Source organism: Microbacterium sp. BK668 (genome assembly GCF_004362195.1).
GTDB lineage: Bacteria > Actinomycetota > Actinomycetes > Actinomycetales > Microbacteriaceae > Microbacterium.
This window is the reverse complement of the sequence record NZ_SNWG01000001.1, coordinates 1,854,210-1,878,628: the sequence shown is the minus strand read 5'-3', so window position 1 is coordinate 1,878,628 and position 24,419 is coordinate 1,854,210. Positions and strand designations below refer to the sequence as shown.

Sequence of the window (24,419 nt, the reverse complement as noted above, 5' to 3'; positions counted from 1 at the left end):
CGCTCAGACGAGGATCCGCACCGGGTTCTCGACGAGCGCGGTGAACGCGGCGAGCCACCGGGCGGCAAGCGCCCCGTCCAGCACGCGGTGATCCGCCGACAGCGTGACCGTCATGACGGTCGCCACGGCGAGCTCGCCGTCGACCGCCACGGGCCGCTGCTCGGCGGCCCCGATCGCCAGGATGCCCGCGTGCGGTGGATTGATGATGGCCGCGAACTCGCGCGTGCCGTACATGCCCAGGTTCGTGATCGAGAAGGATCCGCCCTCGAGCTCATGCTGACGCAGGCGCCCCGCGCGGGCCCGGTCGATGAGATCCCGGAGGGTCGCGCTCAGCTCGCCGAGCGCGAGGCGATCGACGCTCCGCACGACCGGCGTCACGAGGCCGTCGTCGAGGGCGACCGCCACGGCGAGATCGACGTCCGAGAAGCGCTGGATGCCGGCATCCGTCCACACCGCGTTGGCGTCGGGAACCTCGCGCAACGCAGCGGCGACGGCCCTCACCAGGAGGTCGTTCAGAGTGACAGGATGCTCGCGGTCCGCGTTGATCGTGCGCCTCAGGTCGAGGAGGCCGTCGACGCGGCAGTCCGCGCGGAGATAGAAGTGCGGGACCGTCGCCTTGCTCTCGGTGAGCCGGCGGGCGATCGCGCGCCGCATCGGCGTGAGCGGCACGACGACCGGCTCCGCGGCCGCCCGCGGCGACGCGTCGCGCCCGTCGGCGGCGGCGCCGGGCGGCGGCGGGGACGCGTCGTGCCCGTCGGCGGCGGCCCCGGAAGACGGCGCCGGCGCGGGCGGCGGAGCCGAGCCGTCCGGAAGCCCGTCACCCACCAGCTGCTCGACGTCCCGACGGACGATGCGCCCCCCCGGACCCGTGCCACGGACTGCGGCGAGGTCGAGCCCGCGCTCCCGTGCGATCCGGCGGACGAGCGGGCTGGCGAAGATCCGGTCCGCGCTGTCGGGCACGGCGGGGAACTCCCCACCGGAGTGCGCCGGTGCCGGGCTCGCAGGCGCCTCGCGCGGCGGTGCCGGATCGGCGCGCGAACCCGCGGCGGCGAGTGCGGCATCCGGAGACTCTCCCTCGTCGGCCAGCACGGCGATCGGGGTGCCGACCGCGACGGCCTCGCCGGGTGCGACGAGGAGGCCGGCGACGGTCCCGGATGCCTCGGCCTCGTGCTCGAAGACGGCCTTCTCGGTCTCGATCTCGGCGATGGTCTGCCCCGCCTCGACGGCGTCGCCGACCGCCACGAGCCAGGCCTGGAGCGCGGCCTCGGTCGCGCCGGCCATGACGGCGGGCATGCGCACGACGGTCGCCATCACGCTCCTCCCCACGCCGCGCGCATCCGTTCGAGGGCGGCGGCCACCTCTTCGGTCCGCGCGATCGCGGCACGCTCGAGCACCCTCGAGATCGAGGGGGACGCCTCTCCCCCGGTGACCCGCTCCACGGGCTGGTCGAGCCAGTCGAAGAACCGCCGCTGGATCTCGTCGGCGAGCCACGCTCCATAGCCCGTGCCGCGGGCGCCCTGCTCCACGACGAGGACGGCGTTCGTCTTGCGGGTGCTGTCGCCGATCGTGTCCCAGTCCAGCGACGCCCGGTCGAGCCACCGCAGATCGATGAGCTCGGCGTCGATGCCCGTCTGCTCGATCGCCTCGGCGCTGTGCCCGACCATCGAGAGGTAGGTGAGCACCGTGACGTCGGACCCCGCGCGCCGGACGGCCGCGGAGCCCGGCGCGATGACGTGGTCGAGGGCCCCCTCGCGCACGGTCTGGGTGGTGGGATAGAGGTCGACGTGCTCGATCACGAGCACGGGGTCGTCGATGGCGAGGGCCGCGTTGAGAAGTCCGACGTAGTCCTCGGCGGTGGATGCCGCGGCGACCCTCCAGCCGGCGCTGGTGGCGAAGATCCCCGCGGGATCCATGAGGTGCTGCGAGCCGTAGCCCGAGCCCATCGCGACCTTCGTCCGCAGGACGAGCGGCACGGCGTGCGTGCCGCCGAACATGTGCCGTGACTTGGCGATCTGGTTGAAGACCTGATCGGCGGCGACCCACATGAAGTCGGGGTACATGAACTCGACGACGGGACGATAGCGGCCGTCCAGGGCCATGCCGCCCGCCAGGCCGAAGAAGGCGTTCTCGCTGATCGGGGTGCCGATGACCCGGTCGGGGCCGTACTTGGCGAAGAGCCCCTTCGTGGCGCCGTTGGTGCCGCCGGCGAGGCGGTGCACGTCCTCGCCGAGTACCACGATGCGGGGGTCCTGCTCCATCCGGCGATCCATCACCTCTGCCACCACGTCGACGAAGCGCCTCTCGGCGGCGGGTGCGTCGTCCGGGAGCGGGGCTCCCACTCCCTCGAGCTCGCGAAGGTCGCTCCGGATGCCGACGTCGACGAACCCCGGGTCGGGCCACAGCGCGGGACGGATGCGCTGCTTGCCCTCGTTGTCCGGGTCGTCCTCCAGCAGAGCCGCCGCAGCTTCGGCCATCGCCCGCTGGGCCCGCTCGCGCAGGGCGGCGACGGCGTCCTCGTCGGTCAGGCCGCGGCGCTGCATCTCGTTCGCGACCCGGTCGAGCGGATCGCGCGCCCGCCACTCGGCCTCCTCCTGCTTGGTTCGGTAGCCGAAGGCGCTGCCCGGGAAGGGGCCGTTCTGGTGGAAGAAGCGGTACACCTCCGCCTCGATGATGGCCGGACCGCCGCCGGTCCGCAGGCGCTCCGACGCGGCGCGCATCGCGAGGTGGACCGCGAGCGGATCCATTCCGTCGACCCGCCAGCCGGGGATGCCGAACCCCTGCCCGCGGACCGAGAAGCGGGTGTCGGCGGTGATCTCGTCGGCCCGCGTCGAGACGGCGTACAGATTGTTCTCGATGAAGAAGCACAGCGGGAGCTTCCAGGCCGCCGCGAGGTTCATCGTCTCGAGCACGGAGCCGATCTGGCTCGCTCCGTCGCCGAAGCAGTTGACGGTGAGATCCGTCGTGCCGGCGTGCTTCTGCGCCCACGCGTTGCCCGCCGCCATGGGCGCACCCCCGCCGACGATCGCGTTCGTGCCGAGCGCGCCCGCCTCGAGCCACTGGAGGTGCATCGAGCCGCCGCGACCGCCGCAGTAGCCCTGGGCGAGACCGAGGATCTCGGCCAGCGTGCGCTGAAGGACCTCCTGGACGGCCGGCGTCACGGGGGACGCGGCATCCATCGTCCCTCCCGTCACGTGCGAGAGGGCCTTCGCGAGGAACTGGTGGTGGCCGCGATGGGAGCCGTTCACGGCATCGGTGGAGCGGAGGCCGACGATGGATCCCACCGCGCCGCCCTCTTGACCGATGCTCGAGTGGGCCGGTCCGTGGACGAGCCCTTCGGCGGCGAGGGAGAGCACCGTCTCCTCGAAGGCGCGGATGAGATGCAGCTGCACGAGCATCGTGGTGAGCAGGCCCGGGTCGGCGGCATCCCAGTCCTCGGCCGTCGTCTCGAGCTCGACCCAGTCGACGCCGGTCTCCAGCGCTCGTGTGTGCGGCATCGTCGCCTCCTCGAGCGCCAGAGTAGTTCAGATTGCATCCAATATCAACGGATCGGGGCGATCAGGGTGGATTTCCGCTGAGACGAGGAGCACTATGGATCCAATCGCGAAGGAGGCCATGATGGCGATCCCCGGCATGCGCGGTGTCGACCACATCGGATTCACCGTGCCCGACCTCGACGAGGCCGAGCGATTCCTCGTCGGCGTGCTCGGCGCCGTGCACGTCTACACGCTGGGCGCCAAGCGCTCCGACGCGGATGACTGGATGACCGTGCAGCTCGGCGTGCATCCGCGCACGGTGATCCGCGAGATCCGGTTCTATCGCCTGGGCAGCGGCAGCAACCTCGAGGTGTTCCAGTACGACAGCGCGGACGGACAGGCCCCGCCACCGCGCAACAGCGACATCGGCGGTCACCATGTGGCTCTCTACGTGGACGACATGGACGCCGCCGTCGCGTTCCTGCGGTCTCAGGGCGTCGAGGTGATGGGCGAGCCCGTTTCGAGCGCCGGCGCCTCGGCCGGGCAGCGCTGGCTGTACTTCCGAAGCCCGTGGGGTATGCAGTTCGAGCTCGTGAGCTTCCCCGGCGGCAAGGCGTACGAGAGCGACGCCGACGTGCTGCTGTGGCATCCCGGGCGGCCGGCGGAATGAGTGAAGGGATGCCGCAGCCCGCCGCCGTCGAGCGTCCGCCGGACGGGCACGGCGCGGCGGGAGCCAGGGTGGCGGAGGCACTGCGCAGCGCCATCCTTGACGGCCGCTACGCGCCCGGCGAGCGGATCCGGCAGGAGGTGCTCGCCGAGCGGTACGGCGCGAGCAGGGTTCCCGTGCGTGAGGCGCTGCGCATGCTGGACGCGGAGGGTCTCGTGACGCTCGTCGCCAACACCGGAGCGTGGGTGTCGCGGATCAGCCTCGCGGAGTGCGAGGAGATGTACCAGATCCGCGAGCGGATCGAACCGCTGCTCCTCCGCTTCAATCTGCCGCTGCTCTCGCCGGCGGATGTCGCCGAGCTCGCGCGGCTGGCCGATGCGATGGAGGCGACCGACGACGTCGAGGAGTTCCTCGCACTCGACCGCGCGTTCCATCTCTCGTGCTACGACCTGGTGCCCACATCGGTGCTCGGCGATCTGGTGCGGCAGCTCTGGAACCGCACGCAGCACTATCGCCGCGCCTTCACCCGCGTGTTCCGGGCGGAAGGCGACCGCAGCGTGCACCACGAGCACCACCTCCTGGTCGCGGCCCTGCGGCGCGGCGATGCCGACGAGGCCGAGCGCGTGCTGGCGGGGCACATCCGTCGCACCCGGCTCGAGCTGGCGAGGCATCCCGAGGTGTTCAGCGACTCCTGAGCCGCGTCAGGTCAGCCGCCACCCGCGGTCGACGTCGAGGCTCGTGCCCGACACGCCGCGGTTGCGCAGCAGGAACTGCACTGCGTCGACGATGTCGGCCATCGTCGCGAGGTCGCCTCCCGGCGTGCGGGACGTGTAGCCGTCGAGTACGCCGGCGGGCTTCGACGCCCAGAACGGGCTGTCGCCGATGATGCCCGGGTGGATCCCGTTGACCCGGATGGGCGCGAGCTCCAGAGCGAGCGTCCGGACGAGACCCTCGACTCCCCCGTTGATCGTCGACACCGTCGTCGACCCCGGGTACGGGGCATCCTTCGCCCGCCCGCCGAAGAGGACGATCCCGGTGTCGCGGGACGGTGCGAGGCGATCCAGCAGGCAGTGGACGACCTCGGTGTAGCCGATGAGCTTGAGCGTCACGAGGCGCCGGGCGCGGGCGATGTCGTAGTCGCGGACGGTGTTGGCGTCGCGCTCGATCGCCGCCAGCACGAGCCCCTGGACCGGCCCGAGGGGCGCGAGCTGCCCGGCGATCGATTCGGGTTCGGAGATGTCGAGCCCGATCGCCGAGGCTCTTTCCCCGATTCCCGCCGCGATCTCGCGCGCGCGGGTCGCGTCGCGCCCCGTGAGCACGACGCGGTCGCCCTGAGCGACGATGTCCTGGGCGAGGGCGAGTCCGATGCCGGACGTTCCGCCGACGACGACGATGGTGCGGTCGGTCACTGTTCCTCCTCGGGTTGGGGCGGGGAGACGGAGTCCGGTGCGAGCGGGCCCGCACCGCCGAGCAGGCCTCGCCTGCTGACCTCCGCGGCGGCTCCCCAGTCGGATCGGGCGAGTTCTTCATCGGCCAGAGCCCGCTCGAAGACGGCCTTCAGCGCGTCGAGGGTGGGCAGATGCACGGATGCCTCGCCCGCGACCTCCTCCGCCAGGCGCAGGTCCTTGTATCCGAGGGCCATGAGGAATCCGGGCGGGATGTAGGACCGGTCCACGATCTCGGCTCCGTAGACCGAGTAGGCGACACCGCCGAAGAGGGTGCTCGTGAGGAGCTCGACGAATCCTCGGCCGTCGATGCCGTGTCGCTCCACCGTCGCGAGCGACTCGCCGATGGCCTGGATGGCATGGATGATGTTGTAGTTCACGACCACCTTGGCGACGTTGGCGACGCGCGGCTCCTCGCCGAGCCGCCACACGCGGGCGCCGAGCACCTCGAGCACGGGCAGCACGTCCTCGACGGCGGCAGGGCGACCGGCCACGAGGATGTTGAGCTTCCCCTCTGCCGCGACGGTCGGCCGCCCGAGCACCGGCGCGGCGACGTACTCCGCGCCGGCGGCGCGGAAGAGCGCGCGCAGCCGGTCGGCGGCCGCGGGGCTGATGGAGGCCATGTTGACGTGGATGCCGCGAGCCCGCCGTACCGCGGCCGCGTCGAGCACCGTCTCCGCGGCCGCGTCGTCGGCCAGCATCGACACCGACAGGCCCGCTTCGAGCGCGTCGCCCGGGGATGCCGCGAGCACCGCGCCCGCTTCGAGGAGCGGGGCCGCGGCATCCGGCGAGCGGTTCCAGACCCGCACGTCGTGGCCGGCATCCACGAGTCGGCGTGCCATCGCCGAGCCCATCGTGCCGAGCCCGAGGAATCCGATCGTCGCCATCAGGACTCTCCGCGCCCCCAGGCCGTGTTGAGATGCGACTGGCTGTCGCGTTCGAGGTTGAGGGGGCCGTCGATCGTGTAGTAGCGGCGACCGGCGACGATGAGCTCCTCGGCGGGGAACTTCGTGATGACCTCGCAGCCGTCGGCGGTCACCACGACCTCCTCCTCGATGCGGGCGGCACCCCATCCGTCCGCCGAGGGCCAGTACGTCTCGAGGGCGAACACCATGCCCTCCTGCAGGACCTCGGGGTGATCCAGCGAGACCAGCCGCGAGAAGATCGGCTTCTCCCAGATCGAGAGCCCGACGCCGTGCCCGTACTGCAGGGCGAAGGCCGCCTCCTCGTCGGCGAAGCCGAACTCCTGCGCCGTCGGCCACACCTCGACGATGTCGGCGGTCGTGGCGCCGGGTCGCACGAGGGCGATGGCCCGGTCCATGTACTCGCGCGCCCGCGTGTAGGCGTCCCGCTGAGCCGAGCTCGCCGACCCGACGGCGAAGGTGCGGTAGTAGCACGTGCGGTAGCCGTTGAAGCTGTGCAGGATATCGAAGAACGCCGGGTCTCCCGGACGGATCAGCCGGTCGGAGAACACATGCGGATGCGGCGAGCAGCGCTCGCCGGAGATGGCGTTCACCCCCTCCACGTACTCGGAGCCGAGGTCGTAGAGCGTCTTGGCGACCAGCCCGACGGCCTCGTTCTCGCGCACTCCCGGGCGGAGGAACCGGTACAGCTCCTCGTACGCGGCATCCACCATGGAGCACGCCTGCGTGAGGAGCCGGATCTCGTCGCCCGTCTTGATCCGACGAGCCTCCATGAACACCTGCTGGCCGTCGACGACCCGGATGCCCTTTTGTTGCAGCGCGAAGAGGATCGGGAGCTCGATCACGTCGACGCCGAGCGGCTCGTCCGCGACACCGAACTTCTCCAGCTCGCGCTTGATCTTCCTCGCCACCCCCTCGGCGATGCCCGCGTCCGGGGTGAACGCACCGCGCAGGGTCGAGATGCCGGCGCGGGCGCCTCGCTCGGCCCGCGGCCGGAGCGCGCCTTCGTGCGGCGCGTCGGGATCGGCATCCATCTCCGCCGTCGTGACGTCGAGCCACGGGTTGTAGAGCGCGTGGTGCTTGGCCGCCGAACCGAAGTCCCACGAGATGGGGTCGCTGTTTCGCGTGAGGAGGCTGAAGCGGATGAGCTTGTCCATCGCCCAGGTCCCGATGTGCGTCGCCGTCATGTAGCGGATGTTCGAGAAGTCGAAGGCGAGCACCGCGCCGAGGTCGGAGCGGTCGAGCTCGGCTTTGAGCCGTGCCAGGCGGTCGGAGCGGAGGCGGTCGAAGTCGACCCTGGCCTCCCAGTCGACGGCGTTCGATCCCGTCGTCCCGGTGTTCTTCATCGGATCCTCCTGCGACGCTGTGGTGCGAACACGTGCGATCAGGTGTAAAGGTACAGTGAACACTTGCGACATGTCACGTCGCAAGGGGAACGCCGGAGACGGAGCGACATGGCCACGGAGGAGATCGGCGCGCGTCTGCGCGACGCCCGGCTCGCGCGAGGCCTGAGCGTGCGCGGGCTCGCGCAGGCGCTCGGCGTCTCGGCGAGCCTGATCTCGCAGATCGAGACCGGCAAGACACAGCCCTCCGTCTCGACTCTCTACGCGATCGTGTCGGAGCTGGGCGTCTCGATCGACGAGCTCCTGGGCGTGGGACGAGTCCCCGAGCCGGCGCCGCAGAGCACCACCGTCGCGGCCGTCCAGCGTTCGCACGAGAATCCCGTCATCGAGATGGAGAACGGGGTGAAGTGGGAACGGCTCGCCGCCGGCGACGGGGCTGCCGATGCGCTCCTGGTGACCTACGCCCCCGGCGCGTCGAGCTCGGTCGAGGGACGGCTCATGCGCCACGCGGGCGTCGAGTACGCGTATCTGCTCGAAGGCGAGCTGACCCTGCAGCTCGACTTCGACACCCACGTCCTGCATCCGGGCGACTCGCTGCACTTCGACTCGATCAGACCGCACCTGTACGTCAATCGCGGCGACGCCGTGGCCCGCGGGATCTGGTTCGTCGTCGGACGCCGCGAGCAGATCGAGGCGATGCCCGTCGCAGACGGCAGCCCGTCCGCCGGGGCGGACGCGCCGATAGCGTCGGCCGTCGACGTGCTGCAGGCGATGGATCGCCTCCGGAGGCGCTGAGAACCGCGTCAGCGCCGGTGCCGCGCCGGGCGCGGAGCCTCGGCCCACGGATCCACGAGCGTCTTGATCTGGGAGGCCGTGCCCTCGAGCAGGGGCCGCAGCGCCCGCTCGACGACGAGGTCGAGCGGGATCACCTCGCCGGCGACGTCCGACCAGTCCGCCCGCGTCGCCAGCAGCTTCACCGCCTCGGGCATGTCATCGGCGAAGACGTGCGCCACGCTGCCGACGATCGCGATCTCGTCGAGCGTGACGTCCCGCAGCGCCAGACTCGTCGGCACCTTCTGCACGCCGACCGGCACCACGACCGCGCCGCGCGGGGCCGCCCCGAGCACGTCGGCCAGCCCTTCCGCCGTGGCGCTCACCTCGAACAGGACGTCCGGCTGCACCCCGCGCTGCCGCAGCGCATCCGCGAGCGGGATCTCTCCGGCTCGGATGCCGTCCGCCGCGCCCAGCCGCCCCGCAAGAGCCAGCCTTTCCGGGTCGCGGGCGACGGCGGTCACACGTGCGCCCGTCGCCGCCGCCGCGACGACGAGGAATGCCCCGATCCCCCCGACCCCGACGATGACCGCCTCGTCGCCGGCGCGCAGGCCGCTTCGCCGCACGACGTGCACCGCGATCGACATCGGCTGGGCGAGCGCCAGGGTGTCGTTGGGCAGACCCGCCTCGGACACGTCGAGCAGGATGGCGGCCGGAACGACGACGTAGCCGGCGAGCCCGCCGTCGACCTGCAGACCCGCCGTCCGGTAGGTGCGGCACAGGTTCGTGCGGCCCCGAGAGCACTGCCGACACGCGCCGCAGGAGATGCCGGCACCGCACACGACGGTCGCCCCGGCCCGCAGCCCGGAGACTCCCTCCCCGATCTGCTCGACCACCCCCGTGAACTCATGTCCCAGCACCACGGGCGGCGTCGAGAGGAGTCCGCGATCCCACTCGATCGCGTCGGTGCCGCACACTCCGCACACGGTCACCCGGACGAGGACCTCCCCGGCGCCGGGCCTCGGGATGGGGCGCTCCTCGAGCCGCAGATCGCGGAGCGCGTGAAGGACGGCCGCGCGCATCGTGCGTCAGCCGGCCGAGCCGATGTCGAGCTGCGCGGCGTGACGGGTCGCGATCATCCGGCCCAGAAGGCGGTCGTACACCGCCTTGTGCACGTCCGAATCGAGGTAGCCCGCGAGGCCGTCGGCGTCGTCGACGATCGCGGCGACGGCATAGTCGGCGTCGCTCGGGCGCAGGCGGAGGTTCTCGCCGCAGTCGTACCGCCGGAGGGCCGGTATCTCCCCGGCCATCTCGGTGAGCTGCCGGGTCAGCTCGGCCACGTCCTCGGAGGTGACGTCGCCCTTCCAGGTGAACAGAGCCAGGTGAAGGATCATGACGCTCCTCGCTTCGACGTGTGCGGCCGCTCGCCGTGTACAGGGACACTTTACGCCCGTGCAGTCATTCGAATACACTTCGGGCGACGGCGGAGATCCGATCCGCCCTCCCCTGCTGATCGAAGGAGATGAGCGATGACGGACAAGCCGACCCCTCGGAAGGGCCAGCCGATTCTCTTCACGAACGGGATCGTCCTCACGATGGATGACGCCCGCACCGTCCTGGATCGTGGCGACGTCCTGGTCAAGGACGGCAGGATCGCCGAGGTCGGGGTCGGCGTCGCCGCACCCGAGGATGCCTTCACGATCGACGCCGAGGGCGGCATCGTGATGCCCGGCATGGTCGACACGCACCGGCACATGTGGCAGACGGCGATGCGGGCGTACGGAGCCGACTGGACGCTCACCCAGTACTTCGTCTGGTACTACCTGCAGCACGGCGCGAAGTTCCGCCCGGAGGACGTGGCCGCGGGCAATCTGATCTCTGCTCTCGACGCGGTCGAGTCGGGAGTGACGACCAGTGTCGACTGGTCGCACGGCCTTCGCACCGTCGACCACGGCGAGGCGGCCTACGAGGCGCTCGCCACCTCGCCCGGTCGGTTCGTGCTCGCTTACGGCAACCTCGCGCAGTCGCCGTGGGAATGGACCGCGGACAAGGCGATCCAGGATCTTCTGACGCGCTCCCGCGACGACTCGCGCATGTTCGGCACGCAGATCGCCTTCGACGTGCCGAACCAGGACGAGGAGTTCCCCGAGCTCGCCGCCTACCGCGTCGCGGAGGAGCTCGGGCTGAGGGTCACCACCCATGCCGGGGTGTGGGGAGCGACCAACGACTGGGGCATCAAGAACGCCTACGCCGCGGGCGTGATGAAGGAGGGGTACACGTACGTCCACGCCGCGTCGCTGTCGGCGGAGTCTTACCAGAAGATCGCGGCGACCGGCGGGAACGTGTCGCTGGCGACCGAGTCCGAGGACACGTGCGGTCAGGGCTATCCGCCCGTGCACCAGCTGCGGCGCTACGGCATCCCGGCTTCCCTCTCGGTCGACACCAGCGTGTGGTTCAGCGCCGACCTCTTCTCGGCGATGCGCGCGACCGTCAATGCCGATCGCGCCCTCGAGCACTACCTCGCGCATCAGCTCGACCCCGCAGAGACGGTGACCCACGTGAAGCTGCGGGCCGAGGACGTGGTCGACATGGCCACGCGCGGGGGTGCCAAGGCGATCGGCAAGGACGACCTGATCGGCTCGCTCGAGGTCGGGAAGCTCGGTGATGTCGTGCTGCTGAAGAACGAGCACTCGGCCACGTGGGCGCCTCTGATCAACCCGTGGGGGCAGGTCGTCTACCAGGCTCAGCGCGGGGACGTGCACACGGTCGTCGTGGGCGGGGACCTCGTCAAGCACGAGGGCCGGCTGGTTGCCGGCGACCTCGAGGGAGTGAAGGCGAAGCTCGCCGACACCGTGTCGTTCCTCGAGCGCGAGGTCGGCGACGACTGGATCGCGGGGCAGCATCCCGAGATCCCCGAGGTCGAGGTGCTCTACAACCCGTACCAGTACAAGAAGTGAGCACGGGCACCGCTCGGATCGCGGTGGTGGGCGCCGGCGCGAACGGGGCGTCCATCGGTGCCGATCTGATCGAGTCGGGCCACGACGTCACGCTCATCGAGCAGTGGCCCGCCCATGTCGAGGCCATGCGCTCCGACGGGCTGACGGTGCGGACGACGGCGGGCGAAGCCACCGTCCGGCCCCGCGCGCTGCACGTGTGCCAGGTGGCGGAGCTCCGGCATCCGTTCGACGCGGTCCTTCTCGTGATGAAGGCCTACGACACGCGGTGGGCCGCCGAGCTGGTCGCGCCGCACGTGACGCGTGACGGTCTCGTCGCCGCCGTGCAGAACGGGATGACGACACCTGCCGTCGCCGCGGCCCTGGGCCCGGAGCGCGCGGTGGGCACCGTCATCGAGGTCTCGGCGACGATGACCCAGCCGGGGGTCGTGCAGCGCCACACCCCGCCCGACCGCTCCTGGTTCGCCGTCGACGCGGACCCTCGCGCGGCGCCGGTCGCCGAGCTCCTCCGGAGCTCGGGGCGGGTGGAGACCTTCGACGACATCGGCTCGGCGAAGTGGATGAAGCTCGTCAGCAACGCGTCCGTGCTCGTGCCGACGGCGGTGCTCGGAGCCCCGATGCTCGACGCCATCGAGGTGACCGGGATGCGAGATCTCATGCTCGAGGCGGGCCGCGAGGCGCTCGCCGTCGGGCGGGCGCGGGGGCACGGCATCCTCCCGATCTTCGGACTCACGGCGCAGCAGATCGCCGACGAGCCGGCCGTCGTCGAGACGATGCTGGACGTGCTCTACGACCGCTTCGTGGTGCCGGGCGCCACGACGACGGTCCTGCAGGACTGGACCAAGGGACGCCGCAGCGAGGTCGACGACATCAACGGCCTCGTGGTCGCCGAGGGTCGGCGCCTGGGCGTTGCGACGCCGGCGAACGAGCGCATCGTCGATGTCGCCCACCGCATCGAGCGCGGCGAGCTCGATCCGTCGACCGGCAACGCCGCGCTCCTCACCGGATAGGCGCCTGAGGGCTCAGTAGCCGACGGTGAAGCGCTCGCGGGAGTGCTTCGGGTCTTCGATCTCGTCGACGACCGCGACCGCGAAGTCCGCTCCCGAGATGAACGACTCGCCGTTCTCGTCCGTCACGAGCACGTCGCCGCCGACGCGGTACGAGCCGGTCCGCTCGCCCGGATTCCACGCACCGAAGCCGCCGGCCGGGTGGATGTAGAACCAGTCGTGCCCGTAGTCCTGCGCCTGCAGGTCTTCGAGCACCCCGATCGCCTCGAGCGCCTCGGGCTTGAACTCCTCGGTGAACGACGGCTGGTCGACCACACGTCCGCCGCCCGGAGCGACCAGGCTGCCGCCGGCCCCGCCGACGACGCCGATGCGCACCGAGTCGGGCAGCTCGGCGACGAGCTGTGCCGAGTTCGTGCGGACGTTGCCCTGCATGTCGCCGCGCGCGGGGACGGCGACCACGACGACGTCGACGCCCTGAAGCTCGGCGACGAGGCTCGGGACGTCCAGCAGCGTGCCCTCGATGTACGTCGCGCCCTCGACGCGCTCTGCGGGGACGGTGCGGGCGACGGAGACGACGGTGTGACCGCGGGTCACCGCCTCCGCGACGATGTGACTTCCGGCATAGCCGGTCCCTCCGATGACGGCGATGCGGGCCATGGTCTTCCTTTCGTCGGTGTCTCGGAGTGCAATCCGCCGCCCGAGCGGTTCATTCCCTCGAATGGATCGGCGGACGGTGGGCGATCAGTCGGCGGCGGCCCGGAGCGTCGCCACCTGGTACAGGGCGACGGAGGTCGCGATCCCGGCGTTGAGCGACTCGGTCGCCGCCGAGATCGGAATCGACACGATCTGGTCGCAGGTCTCGGTCACCAGGCGCGAGAGGCCCTTGCCCTCCGATCCCACGACGATGATCACGGGACGGTCGGCGAGCTCCAGCGCCGGCAGCTCGACGTCGCCGCCTCCGTCGAGTCCGAGCACGAAGACGCCCTGCTTCTTGAACTCCTTGAGCGTCGAGGTGAGGTTGGGGGCGATCGCGACCGGGATCCGCGCCGCCGCGCCGGCGCTCGTCTTCCACGCCGCCGAGTTGACGCCCGCCGATCGGCGCTGCGGGATGACGACACCCTGTCCGCCGAACGCCGCGGTCGACCGGATGATGGCGCCGAGGTTGCGGGGATCGGTCACGCCGTCGAGCGCGACGAGCAGCGGGGTCTCGCCCGCCTCGACGACCTCCTCGAGCAGATCCTGAGGGTGCGCGTACTCGTACGGAGGCACCTTCAGGGCGACGCCCTGGTGCACGCCGTCGAACCCCGCCATGCGATCGAGCTCTGGACGCGTCACCTCGAGCACCGGGATCTCGCGGTTCGTCGCGATCGACAGCATCTCCTTCACCCGGTCGTCCATCTCGACCCGCTGCGCGATGTACAGGGCCGTCGCGGGGATCTTCGCGCGAAGGGCCTCCAGCACCGAGTTGCGCCCGGTGACCGTCTCCGTGTCGTCGTCCTGCTTCGCCCGTCCGCCCCGGTTGGGGTTCGAGCCGCCCTTCCCGGGGCCCGACGGCCGGCCCTTTCCGCCGGCGGCCGCGTAGCGCTCGGCTGCCGCCTTGCGCTTGCCGGCCGGATGCCAGGCCCGGTCCTCCGCCTTGGGGGTGGGGCCCCGGCCCTCGAGAGCGCGCTTGTTCTTGCCGCCCGAGCCCTTCGTGGGACCCTTGCCGCCCTTGCTGGCGCCGGGGCGCCCTGGCTTAGCCATCAGTTCTCCTTTGCGCGGGGCTCGGCCCCGTCGGTTCCCGTGCGCGTCGCGGGAGTGTCGGCGACACTCCAGCGCGTCCCGTCAGGACTGTCCTCGAGGGTGATTCCGGCCGCCGCGATCGCGTCGCGGATGCGGTCGGCCGCAGCCCAGTCCTTCGCAGCCCGCGCCTGCGCGCGCTGCTCGATCATCGTCGTCAGCAGCGCGTCGAGAGCGGATGCCTCGGGCCCGCGTGCGCCGCTGAGCCACCTCGGGTCCTCCGGATCGATGCCGAGGATGCCGGTCATGACCGCCACCTGCCCGAATGCGCTCAGCACCCCCTCGCGGTCGCCGGCGTCGAGCGCCGAGTTCCCGTCCCGCACCGTCTCGTGGACGACGGCGAGCGCCTGCGGCACGCCGAGATCGTCGTCCATCACCGCCGCGAAACGCGCGGGGACGGCGGCGTCGATCCGTTCGTCGTCATCGGCGGCGAGCACGCGCGCGGCACGCTGCAGGAAGGTGCGGATCCGGTCGACGGCGGCCTCCGCCTCGTCGAAGGACGTGGCGGTGATGTCGAGGCTCGACCGGTAGTGCGCGGCGGCGAGCGCGTAGCGCACCACGAGGGGGTCTCGTTCGCGCAGCACGTCCTCGGCGAGGATGAAGTTGAAGAGCGACTTGGACATCTTCTGCCCGCCTACGGTCACGAGCCCGTTGTGCACCCAGTAGCGGGCGAAGGGGTCGCCGGCCGCCGTGGACTGCGCGAGCTCGTTCTCGTGATGCGGGAAGCGGAGATCGAGGCCGCCGCCGTGGATGTCGAACTCGGGTCCGAGGTAGCGACGCGACATCGCCGAGCACTCGATGTGCCACCCCGGGCGCCCTCTCCCCCACGGCGACTCCCAGATCGCCGAGACGGGCTCGTCGTGCTTGGCGCCCTTCCAGAGCGCGAAGTCGCGCGGGTCGCGCTTGCCCCGCGGGTCGGCGTCCTCTGCCGGCTCCATCGCGTCGAGCGACTGGTTCGTGAGCGACCCGTAGCTCGGCCACGACCGCACGTCGAAGTACACGTCGCCCTCGGCGTCCCCGCCAGTTGCCGCGGGATAGGCGTGTCCCGCGTCGACGAGGCGCTCGATCAGCTCCTGCATCTGCGTGATGGATGCCGTCGCGCGAGGCTCGTACGTCGGCGGGAGGATGCCGATCGCGGCATAGGCCCGCGAGAACTCCAGCTCCATCCGGTACGCCAGTGCCCACCAGGGCTCGCGCTCGGTCGCGTTCACGAGCACCTTGTCGTCGATGTCGGTGACGTTGCGCACGAACGTCACCCGGCCGTACCGGTGCACGAGCCACCGGCGAAGGATGTCGAAGCTCAGCGCACCGCGGAGGTGCCCGATGTGCGGCCCGGACTGCACCGTGGGGCCGCAGACGTAGACCGTCACGTTGCCGGGGTCGAGGGGCACGAAGTCACGCAGCTGCTGCGCCTTGGTGTCGTAGAGCCGGACGGTCACCGGACAAGCCTATCGGCGGGGATCCGGACGGACCGGGCGTGACAGCGTGACAGGGGCCGGCGTGACAGCGGCCGCGTTACAGCGGCCGGCGTGACAGCGGCCACGTGACAGCGGCCGGCGTCACGGGGCATCCGAGCGACGGGCGACAATGGAGCGTGCTCCACGTCCTCGCCGTCTTCGCCGCGGCCGTTCTGTTCGGCACGACCGGAACGTCGCAGGCGCTCGGGCCCGAGGGGACGACCCCGCTCGCCGTCGGCGCGGTCCGCCTCGCCATCGGCGGCACGGGCCTCGCTCTGTTCGCCTTCGCGCTCGCCCACCGCCACCGTGTCCGCGCCGACCGCACCGGCGCGGCGCCCCCGCTGAGCCTCCGGTCGCTTCCGGCGACACGCGCGAGGCTCCGCCCGCTCGCGCTGATGGTCCTCACCGGGGCGTGCCTGGCGATCTATCAGCCGCTGTTCTTCCTGGGCACCGAGCGCAACGGCGTCGCCGTCGGCACGGTGATCGCCCTCGGGTCGGCCCCGATCATGGCGGGCGTCCTGGAGTGGGCGCTGACCCGACGCGTGCCGAGCGGCGCCTGGATGGTCGCAACGGCCCTTGCCACCGTGGGGGTCGTCCTCCTGGGCCTCGGAGGCGGCGCAGCGGGCTCGGGGGCCGGTGGGACGGATCCGGTCGGACTCGCAGGGTCTCTCGGGGCCGCGGCATCCTTCGCCGTCATCGCGAATGCGCAGCGGCGCCTGCTGGACGGCGGCTGGGACCCCTTCACCGTCGTCGGCGCGATGGGCGCGAGCTCCGCCGTCATCTCGTTCGCCGTCCTGCCGTTCGTCGACCTGTCGTGGCTGTCGACGGCCGCCGGCCTCGCCATGGCGCTCTGGCTCGGCGTCGCGACGATCTCGATCGCCTACGTCCTGTTCACCTGGGGTTTGAGCGGCCTGACCGCGGCGACCGCGGCGACGCTGACCCTCGGCGAGCCGCTCACCGCCGCCATCCTCGGCCTCACCGTGCTCGACGAACGGCTGAGCGTTCTCGCGGTCGCGGGGCTCGTCGTGCTCGCGGCAGGTCTCGCCCTCCTGGCGTGGGGCTCCCGAGCCGCCCGCGACCCCCGGCCCTTCGCCGTGGAAGGATGACCTCCCATGCCTGCCCCGAGCATCAGCATCCTCGTCGACGACCTCACCAGCGAGGCGACCCTGCGTCTCATCGCCCGGCACCTCGACGGGATGCGCGAGTACTCACCGCCCGAGAGCGTGCACGCGCTGGACGTCGACGAGCTCCGCGCGCCCGGCGTCACGTTCTGGTCGGCGTGGATCGATGGCGACCTCGCGGGCATCGGGGCCCTCAAGGCGCTCGACGACGAGCGCGGCGAGCTCAAGTCCATGCGGGTCGACGACCGGTTCCGGGGTGCGGGGGTGGGTCGCGCCCTGCTGCGGCACATCGTCGCGGAGGCGCGCCGCGAGGGGATGACGAGCCTCTGGCTGGAGACCGGCACGACGCCCGACTTCGCGCCGGCCCAGCGCCTCTACGAGAGCGAGGGATTCGTGACGTGCGAGCCGTTCGACGGGTATGCGCACGATCCCTTCTCGCGGTTCATGACGCTGGCGCTCTGATCGGGCGCCGCCGCGCCCGTCGTCACGCGGGCAGGATCACCGCCACCGCGAAGGCCGCGACTCCGTCGCCGGCCCCGGTGAAGCCGAGTCCGTCGGTGGTCGTGGCGGAGACGGAGACGGATGCCCCGCCCAGCGCTGCCGACAGGACGGCTTCGGCCTGGGCGCGGCGCGGCGCGAAGCGCGGGCGGTTGGACTGCACCTGCACCGCGACGTTGCCGATGCGCCAGCCGGCCTCGCCGAGGAGCGCGTGGGTGCGCGACAGGAACGCGTCGGCGTGCGCCGCGGCGTATTCCGGCCGGTCGGTGCCGAAGTGCGTGCCGATGTCTCCGAGCCCCGCCGCCGACAGCAGCGCGTCGACGATCGCGTGGGCGACGGCGTCGCCGTCCGAGTGCCCGGAGAGCCCCTGTTCGCCAGGCCAGAGCAGGCCCGCGAGCCACAGATCGTCCTCCCCGCCGAAGGCATGGACATCGGTTCCCACACCGACGCGCGGCACGGGCGGCAGGCGGTCCAGATCGATCGGGACGGGAGCGATGGGCGCGACGAGGCCCCGGGCACGGTCGAGGTCGGCGGGCGTCGTGATCTTGAACGCGAGCGGGTCGCCGGCGACGGCGGCGACGGGATGCCCCGCCGCGGCCACGAGAGCCGCGTCATCGGTGAACTCGTCCTTCGCCGCGCGGTACGCGGCATCCAGCACGTCCCGGCGGAAACCCTGCGGCGTCTGCGCCGCCGACAGCGTGGAGCGGTCGACGGCCGCGACGACCTCGGCCCCCTCCACGCGCTTGATCGTGTCGACGACAGGAAGCACGGGGATCGCTCCGTCGGCGCCCGCGTCGATCGCCGCGAGGACGCGGTCGAAGACGTCGCTCGGGGTGAGCGCGCGCGCGGCGTCGTGCACCAGGACGATCTCGACATCCGGCCAGACGCCGTGGATGCCGGCCTGGACGGACGCCTGCCGGCTCGCGCCGCCGGCCACGACCGACACGAGGTCGCGCCGGTCACCGGCGGCCTCCAGGGCCTCGGTGAGCGCGTCGCCCTCACGTCCCGCGGGCGCGACGATCACCACCTGCGCCTCCGGCGCGGCGAACACCCCCCGCAGCGCATGCCGGAGGATCGTGTGCTCGTCGATGCCGACGAAGGCCTTCGGCGATCCGCCGCCCAGGCGTGTGCCGGACCCGGCCGCGACCACGATCACCGCGACGCGAGGGACGGGGATCAATGACGGACGGGCCCCGCGCCAGGACGGCTCGGAAGCGGCGTGGGACGGCGGAAAGACTCCGTCGGAGGGATCGGCGTCGTCGAGGGTCACGCCCCCACGCTACCGGGACCGGTCAGCGCCGGCGGATCAGGACGCGAGCACCTCGTCGAGCACGACGCTCGCCTGCTCTTCGTCGGTCTTCTCGGCGAGCGCGAGCTCGGAGATGAGGATCTGGCGCGCCTTGGCGAGCATGCGCTTCTCACCGGCCGAGAGGCCGCGGTCCTGGTCGCGCCGCCAGAGGTCGCGGACGACCTCGCTCACCTTGATCACGTCGCCCGAAGCCAGCTTCTCGAGGTTGGCCTTGTAGCGACGCGACCAGTTGGTCGGCTCTTCCGTGAAGGGAGCGCGGAGCACCTCGAAGACGCGCTCGAGACCCTCCTTGCCGATCACATCGCGAACGCCGACGAGATCGACGTTGTCGGCCGGGACCTCGATCGTGAGATCGCCCTGTGTGACTCGAAGCTTGAGGTAGACCTTCTCTTCGCCCTTGATGACGCGGGTCTTCACTTCTGCGATTGTCGCCGCCCCGTGGTGCGGATAAACGACGGTTTCGCCAACCTCAAAAAGCATGCAGTTATGTCCTTTCGGCAACCTCCAGGATACCACAGGCGACATACGCTAAGGTTCGCCGCCCACCCCCGCCGCCGCGACGGCGGAGCGGGCGATCGACCCTCTAGACTGCAAGGGCAGCCGTCATCCGCACCAGGAGGATCCGTGATCTCGATTTCCCGCGCCCGCGCGGCCGGCACTCGGAGGACCTCGCGCCTTGTCGCGTCTCTCGCTCTGGGCGCCCTCGCCCTGTCCGCGACGACCGGCTGCGCCATGCTGTCGACACAGGCCACGACGATCCCGTATTCGCCGGCCGACGGCGTGAACGTGCCCGACTCCGGTCCCGTGCTCGTGCGCAACGCCCTCTTCGTCGCGGACGAGAGCGGCGAGGACGCCAACTTCATCGCGGCGATCATCAACAACACCGACGAGAACCACACCCTCAACATCGAGATCGGCGAGGAGTCCCCGATCAGGAAGACGGTCCGGGTACCCGCCAAGACGACGATCAGCCTCGGCGTGACCGAGGATCCGATCCTCGTCGAGGGGCTGGACGTCATGCCCGGCGCCGACGTGCCGGTGTACTTCCAGTCCGGGGACTTCGAGGGGGCCGTGATCGCGGTTCCCGTGCTCGACGGCGAGCTGGAGTACCTCGCGCCGTTCGTCCCCTGAGCCGGGCTTCTGACACGACGGAAACGGCCCCTCCGCGCTGATGCGCGCGAGGGGCCGTTCCGCGTTCGGCGGGCGTTCAGCCCTCGAAGCGGTAGCCGAGGCCGCGCACGGTGACGAGCATCGAGGGCTCGCCCGGGTTCTCCTCGATGCGCGAGCGGATCCGCTTGATGTGCACGTCGAGCGTCTTGGTGTCGCCGAAGTAGTCGGTCCCCCACACGCGGTCGATGAGCTGACCTCGCGTGAGCACGCGCCCTGAATTGCGCATCAGCACCTCGAGGAGCTCGAATTCCTTGAGCGGCATGCTGATCTCCGAGCCGTCGACCGCGACCGTGTGGCGGTCGATGTCGAGCGTCACACGGCCGCCGTTGAGCACCCGCTCATCGAGGTCGGCATCGCCGGTGGAGAGCCGGCGCAGGACGGCCCTCATGCGCGCGAGCAGCTCACGGGCCGAGTAGGGCTTCGTGACGTAGTCGTCCGCGCCGAGCTCAAGGCCCACGACGATGTCCACCTCGGAGTCCTTGGCGGTGAGCATGATGATGGGAACGCCGGAGGCGGCCCGCAGCTGCCGGCACACCTCGGTCCCCGGCATCCCGGGCAGCATCAGGTCGAGCAGGACGATGTCGGCGCCGCGCTCCCGGAATGCCGACAGCGCCGCAGGCCCGTCCTCGGCGATCTCGACTTCGTATCCCTCGCGCCGAAGCAGGTAGGCGAGGGGGTCGGCGAGGTCTGGTTCATCCTCGACGATCAGGACGCGGCTCATGCGGTTTCTCCGTTCACGGGGCTGGGGGCTGTGGCGGCCGGGCGCGGCAGGGCGCCCTTTGCCCGACTCTTCTTACGCTTCTTGCGCGGCGGCTCGGCGACGGGACCATCGACGAGCGGTAGCCGGATGGTGAAGGTCGACCCGCGCCCGGGCCGCGACCACAGCGTCACCTCGCCGCCGTGCCGCTGCACGGCATGCTTGACGATCGACAAGCCCAGGCCGGTGCCTCCCGTGCGGCGCGAGCGGGCCTGGTCGGCGCGGTAGAAGCGCTCGAACACCCGTTCCTGCTCGCCCTCCTGGATGCCGATGCCCCGGTCGGTGACGGCGATCTCGACGATCCCGTCGGTCGACCTGACGCCGACCCCGACGCTGGAGCCCGCCGGCGAGTACGATATGGCATTGGCGACGAGGTTCCCGACCGCCTCGCTGAGGATCTGCGGATCGCCTCGCACCCAGAGGCCCCGCGCACCGCCGCGCACCACCGAGACGCCGGCGGAGTCCGCCTGGATGGCGTGGGCCTCGACGGCTGAGGCGACGATCTCGTCGACGGCGACGTCGCGCTCGTCGTGGAGCTCGTCGGCGGCCTGGAGCCGCGAGAGATTCATGATCCGCGACGTGAGCGACGCCAGGCGCGCCGCCTCCGCCGTCAGGCGGGCGGCGAAGATGCGCACCTGCTCGGGATCGTCCGCAGCGGACTCGATCGCCTCGGACAGGAGGCTGACGGCGCCGACCGGTGTCTTCAGCTCGTGACTGGTGTTGGCGACGAAGTCCCGGCGCATCTGCTCGACGCGCTCCTTCTCGGTGATGTCGCGCAGCACGAGGAAGGTGAGGCGCGGCGAGATGGGCGTCGCCCGCACGACGACCAGGCGCGGCTCGGCGGGTGCCGCTCCCCGGCGCAGGCGCATCGTCTCGGTCGCGGCGGAGTCGCCCGTCCGGGCGCTGCGCACGAGGCCCTTCAGCTCGTCGCCGGGAAGGACGCCCCCCACGACGAGACCGAACGGCGCCGCCGAGGGCGAGGTGGCGAGGATCGTCGACGAGGTGTCGACCACAACGGCCGCGTCATCCATCCCGCTCAGCACTTCCGCGACCCCGTCCGGGATCTCCGCACTGCTCCCGGCCTGCACCCGGTCGCGCGCCCGCAGGGAGAGGAAGATCAGCGTCGAGACGAGTCCCCCGATCGCTGCCCCGAGGACCAAGGACAGCAGGGCGAGCTGCACCGGTTGCATGCATCCCAGGTTACGTGGCGGCGCACGGAGCGAACGGCCCTGCGCCGTCCCCCGCGAAAGCGCGCCGACTACTATTCACTCTCGTGGCACGGTTCGTTAACCTTCGCTGACGACAATCGCGGGGGTCGCGACACGAGCGTGTGCCGCGGAGATGAAAGGTGTCGCGAATGCGTGAAGTGTTCCATCAGTCGCTCGAGGACGTGCAGGATCGGCTCGTCGAGATCGCCGAACTCGTCACGACGGCGATCGAGAAGGCGACCCTCGCGTTCGGGACGAGCGATGTCGCCCTCGCCGAAGAGGTCATCGAGGCCGACATCATCATCGACGAGAGGGCGCTCGCCCTCGACGAGCAGGCGATCGAGATCCTCGCGCGCCAGCAGCCCGTCGCCCGGGACCTCCGCATCGTCGTGAGCGCCCTGCGCATCAGCGCATCGCTGGAGCGCATGGGCGACATCGCCGAGCACATCGCCCAGCTCACGCGCATGCGCTTCCCCGAGAGGGCGATCCCCAAGGGCCTCAAGAGCACCTTCACGCGCATGGGTCAGCTCGACGTCGAGGTCTCCCGCAGGCTGACCGAGCTGCTGCGCACGCAGGACCTCGCGCTCGCCGAGCAGATCCGCAACGACGACGACAAGATCGACGAGCTCCACATCTCGGTGTTCGAGAAGGTCCTCTCCGACTCGTGGCAGGGCGAGACCGCTGCGACGGTCGATGCGACCCTCGCCAGTCGCTACCACGAGCGCTTCGCCGACCACGCCGTGTCGATCTCGAAGAAGGTCACCTACCTCGCGACGGGCGACTGGTCGGCCGAACCCGACGACACCTTCGTCGCGGGCGCCTCGACCGGCGTGTAGCCGCATCCGGACAGACGAAGAGCGGATGCCCCGGCACGGGGCATCCGCTCTTCTGCGTTCGTCGGACGGTCAGCCCTTGCCCTGGTTCGCGACCGCGGCGGCACCCGCGGCCGCCGCCTCCGGGTCGAGGTACTCGCTCGGCCCCGCCGGCGTGAAGTCCTCGTTCAGGCGGTAGACGAGCGGGATGCCCGTGGGGATGTTGAGCTCGGCGATGTCGGCGTCGCTGATGCCGTCGAGGTGCTTCACGAGACCGCGCAGCGAGTTGCCGTGCGCCGTGACGAGCACCGTTCTGCCGGCGGCCAGGTCGGGCTTGATGTCGCTCTCCCAGTAGGGCAGGAAGCGGTCGATGACGAGCTTGAGCGACTCGGTGCGGGGGATCTCGCCGTCGATGTCGGCGTAGCGCGGGTCGCCGACCTGACTCCACTCGGAGTCGTCGGCGAGCAGGGGCGGCGGCACGTCGAACGAGCGGCGCCACAGCATGAACTGCTCCTGGCCGAACTCCTCGAGGGTCTGGGCCTTGTCCTTGCCCTGCAGCGCGCCGTAGTGGCGCTCGTTGAGCCGCCACGAGCGCTTCACCGGGATCCAGGCGCGGTCGGCCGCGTCGAGGGCGATGTTGGCCGTCTGGATCGCGCGGGTGAGGACCGAGGTGTGCAGGATGTCGGGAAGCAGCCCCGCCTCGGCGAGGAGCTCGCCGCCGCGCTGGGCCTCGGCCTTCCCCTGGTCGGAGAGCCGGACGTCGACCCACCCGGTGAAGAGGTTGAGCTTGTTCCATTCGCTCTGCCCGTGGCGCAGCAGGATGAGGGTGTAGGGGGCGGTCATGCCGCCAGCATACCGAGGCCGAGGAAGCGGCATCCGGCTGGCATCATGGGCTCATGGCGACCGGCCGCTCCCCCATCGGACAGGTGACTCGGGGCACGACGGGCACCAACCGGCTGCGGCGCGTGGACCGCTGGATCGCCCGCCATCCGGCCCTTCGGCGGGCCGCCGACCCCCTCGTCATCGACCTCGGCTACGGTGCGAGCGCCGTCACGACGCTCGAGCTGCACGCCCGCCTGGTCCGCACCCGCAAGGACGTGGAGGTGCGCGGCCTCGAGATCGAGCCCGCCCGCGTCGCGCGGGCGAACGATCAGCTCGCGCTGGTGCAGGCGGGCGGATCCTCGTTCGCCGCCGACGCACGCGTCTCCTTCGCGCTCGGCGGGTTCGAGGTGCCGGTTCCGGATGGGCGGCGGCCCGCCGTCATCCGTGCGATGAACGTCCTCCGCCAGTACCGGGAGGACGAGGTCGCCGAGGCGTGGGCCCGCATGTGCGGACGGCTGGCCCCGGGCGGCGTCCTCGTCGAGGGCACCTGCGACGAGCTGGGCCGCATCGTGACGTGGGTCGCGGTGAGCCCGGACGCGCTCCCCCGGTCGCTCACGGTGTCGCTTCGCCTGGCCGGGCTCCAGCATCCGTCGATCGCCGCGGAGCGGCTCCCGAAGGCGCTCATCCACCGCAACGTCCCCGGCGAGGCCGTCCACGCCTTCCTCGCGGCCCTCGACGACGAGTGGGCCCGCGCGGCGTCGGTCGCGCCCTTCGGTCCCGTCCACCGCTGGCAGACGGCCCTTCGCGCCATGGAAGCGGCGGGCTGGCCCCTCCTGGCCCGCTCGCGGTGGCGCCTCGGCGAGGTCACCGTGCCGTGGACCGCGGTGGCCCCGACCGAATAGC

Annotated in this window: 25 protein-coding genes; 10 read left to right on the top strand and 15 right to left on the bottom strand. The window is 71.3% G+C overall.

Annotated elements, in window-relative coordinates; translation table 11 throughout:
* Window positions 1–3 precede the first annotated feature (3 nt).
* On the bottom strand, window positions 4–1,311 hold the full coding sequence (locus EV279_RS08335) for a dihydrolipoamide acetyltransferase family protein (protein WP_133542511.1): 1,308 nt from the start codon (window positions 1,309–1,311) through the stop codon (window positions 4–6).
* The gene (locus EV279_RS08330; RefSeq protein ID WP_133542509.1) at window positions 1,311–3,494 is read right to left on the bottom strand and encodes an alpha-ketoacid dehydrogenase subunit alpha/beta; all 2,184 of its coding nucleotides are present in this window, start codon (window positions 3,492–3,494) and stop codon (window positions 1,311–1,313) included. Before EV279_RS08330 ends, EV279_RS08335 begins: the two co-directional genes overlap by 1 nt.
* Window positions 3,495–3,588: 94 nt before the next feature.
* On the opposite strand from EV279_RS08330, the gene EV279_RS08325 reads away from it, so the two are divergent.
* Both EV279_RS08325 and EV279_RS08320 read left to right on the top strand, forming a co-directional pair.
* A complete protein-coding gene (locus EV279_RS08325; protein ID WP_243728488.1) occupies window positions 3,589–4,143 on the top strand; it encodes a VOC family protein in 555 nt (184 codons plus the stop codon).
* Between the two features lie 8 nt (window positions 4,144–4,151).
* Complete coding sequence (locus EV279_RS08320) at window positions 4,152–4,835, top strand: GntR family transcriptional regulator (protein WP_133542507.1); 684 nt, start codon at window positions 4,152–4,154, stop codon at window positions 4,833–4,835.
* A 6-nt stretch (window positions 4,836–4,841) separates the two neighbouring features.
* On the opposite strand, the gene EV279_RS08315 is transcribed toward EV279_RS08320, so the two are convergent.
* From EV279_RS08315 to EV279_RS08305, 3 genes are read right to left on the bottom strand one after another with little or no spacing between them, the layout of a single operon-like run.
* Window positions 4,842–5,549, bottom strand: a complete 708-nt coding sequence (locus EV279_RS08315) for an SDR family oxidoreductase (RefSeq protein ID WP_133542505.1) — start codon at window positions 5,547–5,549, stop codon at window positions 4,842–4,844.
* Window positions 5,546–6,472 (bottom strand): NAD(P)-dependent oxidoreductase, encoded by a 927-nt coding sequence (locus EV279_RS08310; protein ID WP_133542503.1) that lies wholly within the window; start codon window positions 6,470–6,472, stop codon window positions 5,546–5,548. The genes EV279_RS08315 and EV279_RS08310 overlap by 4 nt, the downstream gene beginning before the upstream one ends.
* Window positions 6,472–7,854 (bottom strand): Xaa-Pro peptidase family protein, encoded by a 1,383-nt coding sequence (locus EV279_RS08305; protein ID WP_133542501.1) that lies wholly within the window; start codon window positions 7,852–7,854, stop codon window positions 6,472–6,474. Before EV279_RS08305 ends, EV279_RS08310 begins: the two co-directional genes overlap by 1 nt.
* A 108-nt stretch (window positions 7,855–7,962) precedes the next feature.
* On the opposite strand from EV279_RS08305, the gene EV279_RS08300 reads away from it, so the two are divergent.
* Window positions 7,963–8,646 carry a helix-turn-helix domain-containing protein gene (locus EV279_RS08300; protein ID WP_133542499.1) on the top strand — a complete coding sequence of 228 codons (684 nt, stop codon included), beginning with the start codon at window positions 7,963–7,965 and terminating at the stop codon, window positions 8,644–8,646.
* An 8-nt stretch (window positions 8,647–8,654) separates the two neighbouring features.
* On the opposite strand, the gene EV279_RS08295 is transcribed toward EV279_RS08300, so the two are convergent.
* Both EV279_RS08295 and EV279_RS08290 read right to left on the bottom strand, forming a co-directional pair.
* A complete protein-coding gene (locus tag EV279_RS08295; protein ID WP_133542497.1) occupies window positions 8,655–9,704 on the bottom strand; it encodes an alcohol dehydrogenase catalytic domain-containing protein in 1,050 nt (349 codons plus the stop codon).
* Between the two features lie 6 nt (window positions 9,705–9,710).
* Window positions 9,711–10,016, bottom strand: a complete 306-nt coding sequence (locus EV279_RS08290) for a Dabb family protein (protein WP_133542495.1) — start codon at window positions 10,014–10,016, stop codon at window positions 9,711–9,713.
* 135 nt (window positions 10,017–10,151) lie between these two features.
* Between EV279_RS08290 and EV279_RS08285 the strand changes: the two genes are divergently transcribed.
* Together EV279_RS08285 and EV279_RS08280 are read left to right on the top strand one after the other, a co-directional pair.
* On the top strand, window positions 10,152–11,579 hold the full coding sequence (locus EV279_RS08285) for an amidohydrolase family protein (RefSeq protein WP_133542493.1): 1,428 nt from the start codon (window positions 10,152–10,154) through the stop codon (window positions 11,577–11,579).
* Window positions 11,576–12,586: a 2-dehydropantoate 2-reductase gene (locus tag EV279_RS08280; RefSeq protein WP_133542491.1), complete on the top strand. Its 1,011-nt coding sequence runs from the start codon at window positions 11,576–11,578 to the stop codon at window positions 12,584–12,586. The genes EV279_RS08285 and EV279_RS08280 overlap by 4 nt, the downstream gene beginning before the upstream one ends.
* A gap of 12 nt (window positions 12,587–12,598) precedes the next feature.
* On the opposite strand, the gene EV279_RS08275 is transcribed toward EV279_RS08280, so the two are convergent.
* From EV279_RS08275 to cysS, 3 genes are all read right to left on the bottom strand, one after another.
* Window positions 12,599–13,240 carry an NAD(P)H-binding protein gene (locus EV279_RS08275; RefSeq protein WP_133542489.1) on the bottom strand — a complete coding sequence of 214 codons (642 nt, stop codon included), beginning with the start codon at window positions 13,238–13,240 and terminating at the stop codon, window positions 12,599–12,601.
* 84 nt (window positions 13,241–13,324) lie between these two features.
* On the bottom strand, window positions 13,325–14,326 hold the full coding sequence (gene rlmB, locus EV279_RS08270; protein WP_133542487.1) for a 23S rRNA (guanosine(2251)-2'-O)-methyltransferase RlmB: 1,002 nt from the start codon (window positions 14,324–14,326) through the stop codon (window positions 13,325–13,327).
* Window positions 14,326–15,801, bottom strand: a complete 1,476-nt coding sequence (cysS, locus tag EV279_RS08265) for a cysteine--tRNA ligase (protein ID WP_133542485.1) — start codon at window positions 15,799–15,801, stop codon at window positions 14,326–14,328. The genes rlmB and cysS overlap by 1 nt, the downstream gene beginning before the upstream one ends.
* A gap of 155 nt (window positions 15,802–15,956) precedes the next feature.
* Between cysS and EV279_RS08260 the strand changes: the two genes are divergently transcribed.
* Together EV279_RS08260 and EV279_RS08255 are read left to right on the top strand one after the other, a co-directional pair.
* Window positions 15,957–16,925, top strand: coding sequence for an EamA family transporter (locus tag EV279_RS08260; RefSeq protein ID WP_133542483.1), 969 nt, complete (start codon window positions 15,957–15,959; stop codon window positions 16,923–16,925).
* A gap of 6 nt (window positions 16,926–16,931) precedes the next feature.
* On the top strand, window positions 16,932–17,402 hold the full coding sequence (locus EV279_RS08255; RefSeq protein ID WP_133542481.1) for a GNAT family N-acetyltransferase: 471 nt from the start codon (window positions 16,932–16,934) through the stop codon (window positions 17,400–17,402).
* 22 nt (window positions 17,403–17,424) lie between these two features.
* Here EV279_RS08255 and ispD read toward each other — a convergent pair whose 3' ends face one another.
* Both ispD and EV279_RS08245 read right to left on the bottom strand, forming a co-directional pair.
* Entirely contained in the window at window positions 17,425–18,618 is a 1,194-nt protein-coding gene (gene ispD / locus EV279_RS08250; RefSeq protein WP_133544768.1) for a 2-C-methyl-D-erythritol 4-phosphate cytidylyltransferase, read from the bottom strand.
* A 126-nt stretch (window positions 18,619–18,744) separates the two neighbouring features.
* A complete protein-coding gene (locus EV279_RS08245) occupies window positions 18,745–19,227 on the bottom strand; it encodes a CarD family transcriptional regulator (RefSeq protein WP_133542479.1) in 483 nt (160 codons plus the stop codon).
* A gap of 144 nt (window positions 19,228–19,371) precedes the next feature.
* On the opposite strand from EV279_RS08245, the gene EV279_RS08240 reads away from it, so the two are divergent.
* On the top strand, window positions 19,372–19,878 hold the full coding sequence (locus tag EV279_RS08240) for a DNA modification methylase (RefSeq protein ID WP_243728487.1): 507 nt from the start codon (window positions 19,372–19,374) through the stop codon (window positions 19,876–19,878).
* Window positions 19,879–19,954: 76 nt separating this feature from the next.
* Here EV279_RS08240 and EV279_RS08235 read toward each other — a convergent pair whose 3' ends face one another.
* Both EV279_RS08235 and EV279_RS08230 read right to left on the bottom strand, forming a co-directional pair.
* Window positions 19,955–20,638: a response regulator transcription factor gene (locus tag EV279_RS08235; RefSeq protein WP_133542476.1), complete on the bottom strand. Its 684-nt coding sequence runs from the start codon at window positions 20,636–20,638 to the stop codon at window positions 19,955–19,957.
* A complete protein-coding gene (locus EV279_RS08230) occupies window positions 20,635–21,864 on the bottom strand; it encodes an ATP-binding protein (RefSeq protein WP_133542474.1) in 1,230 nt (409 codons plus the stop codon). Before EV279_RS08230 ends, EV279_RS08235 begins: the two co-directional genes overlap by 4 nt.
* 167 nt (window positions 21,865–22,031) lie before the next feature.
* Between EV279_RS08230 and phoU the strand changes: the two genes are divergently transcribed.
* The gene (phoU, locus tag EV279_RS08225; protein ID WP_133542472.1) at window positions 22,032–22,718 is read left to right on the top strand and encodes a phosphate signaling complex protein PhoU; all 687 of its coding nucleotides are present in this window, start codon (window positions 22,032–22,034) and stop codon (window positions 22,716–22,718) included.
* A 69-nt stretch (window positions 22,719–22,787) separates the two neighbouring features.
* Here the strand turns inward: phoU and EV279_RS08220 are convergent, their stop codons facing one another.
* Window positions 22,788–23,537 carry a phosphoglyceromutase gene (locus EV279_RS08220; RefSeq protein ID WP_133542470.1) on the bottom strand — a complete coding sequence of 250 codons (750 nt, stop codon included), beginning with the start codon at window positions 23,535–23,537 and terminating at the stop codon, window positions 22,788–22,790.
* A 53-nt stretch (window positions 23,538–23,590) separates the two neighbouring features.
* Between EV279_RS08220 and EV279_RS08215 the strand changes: the two genes are divergently transcribed.
* On the top strand, window positions 23,591–24,418 hold the full coding sequence (locus tag EV279_RS08215) for a class I SAM-dependent methyltransferase (protein ID WP_133542468.1): 828 nt from the start codon (window positions 23,591–23,593) through the stop codon (window positions 24,416–24,418).
* Window position 24,419: the final 1 nt, after the last annotated feature.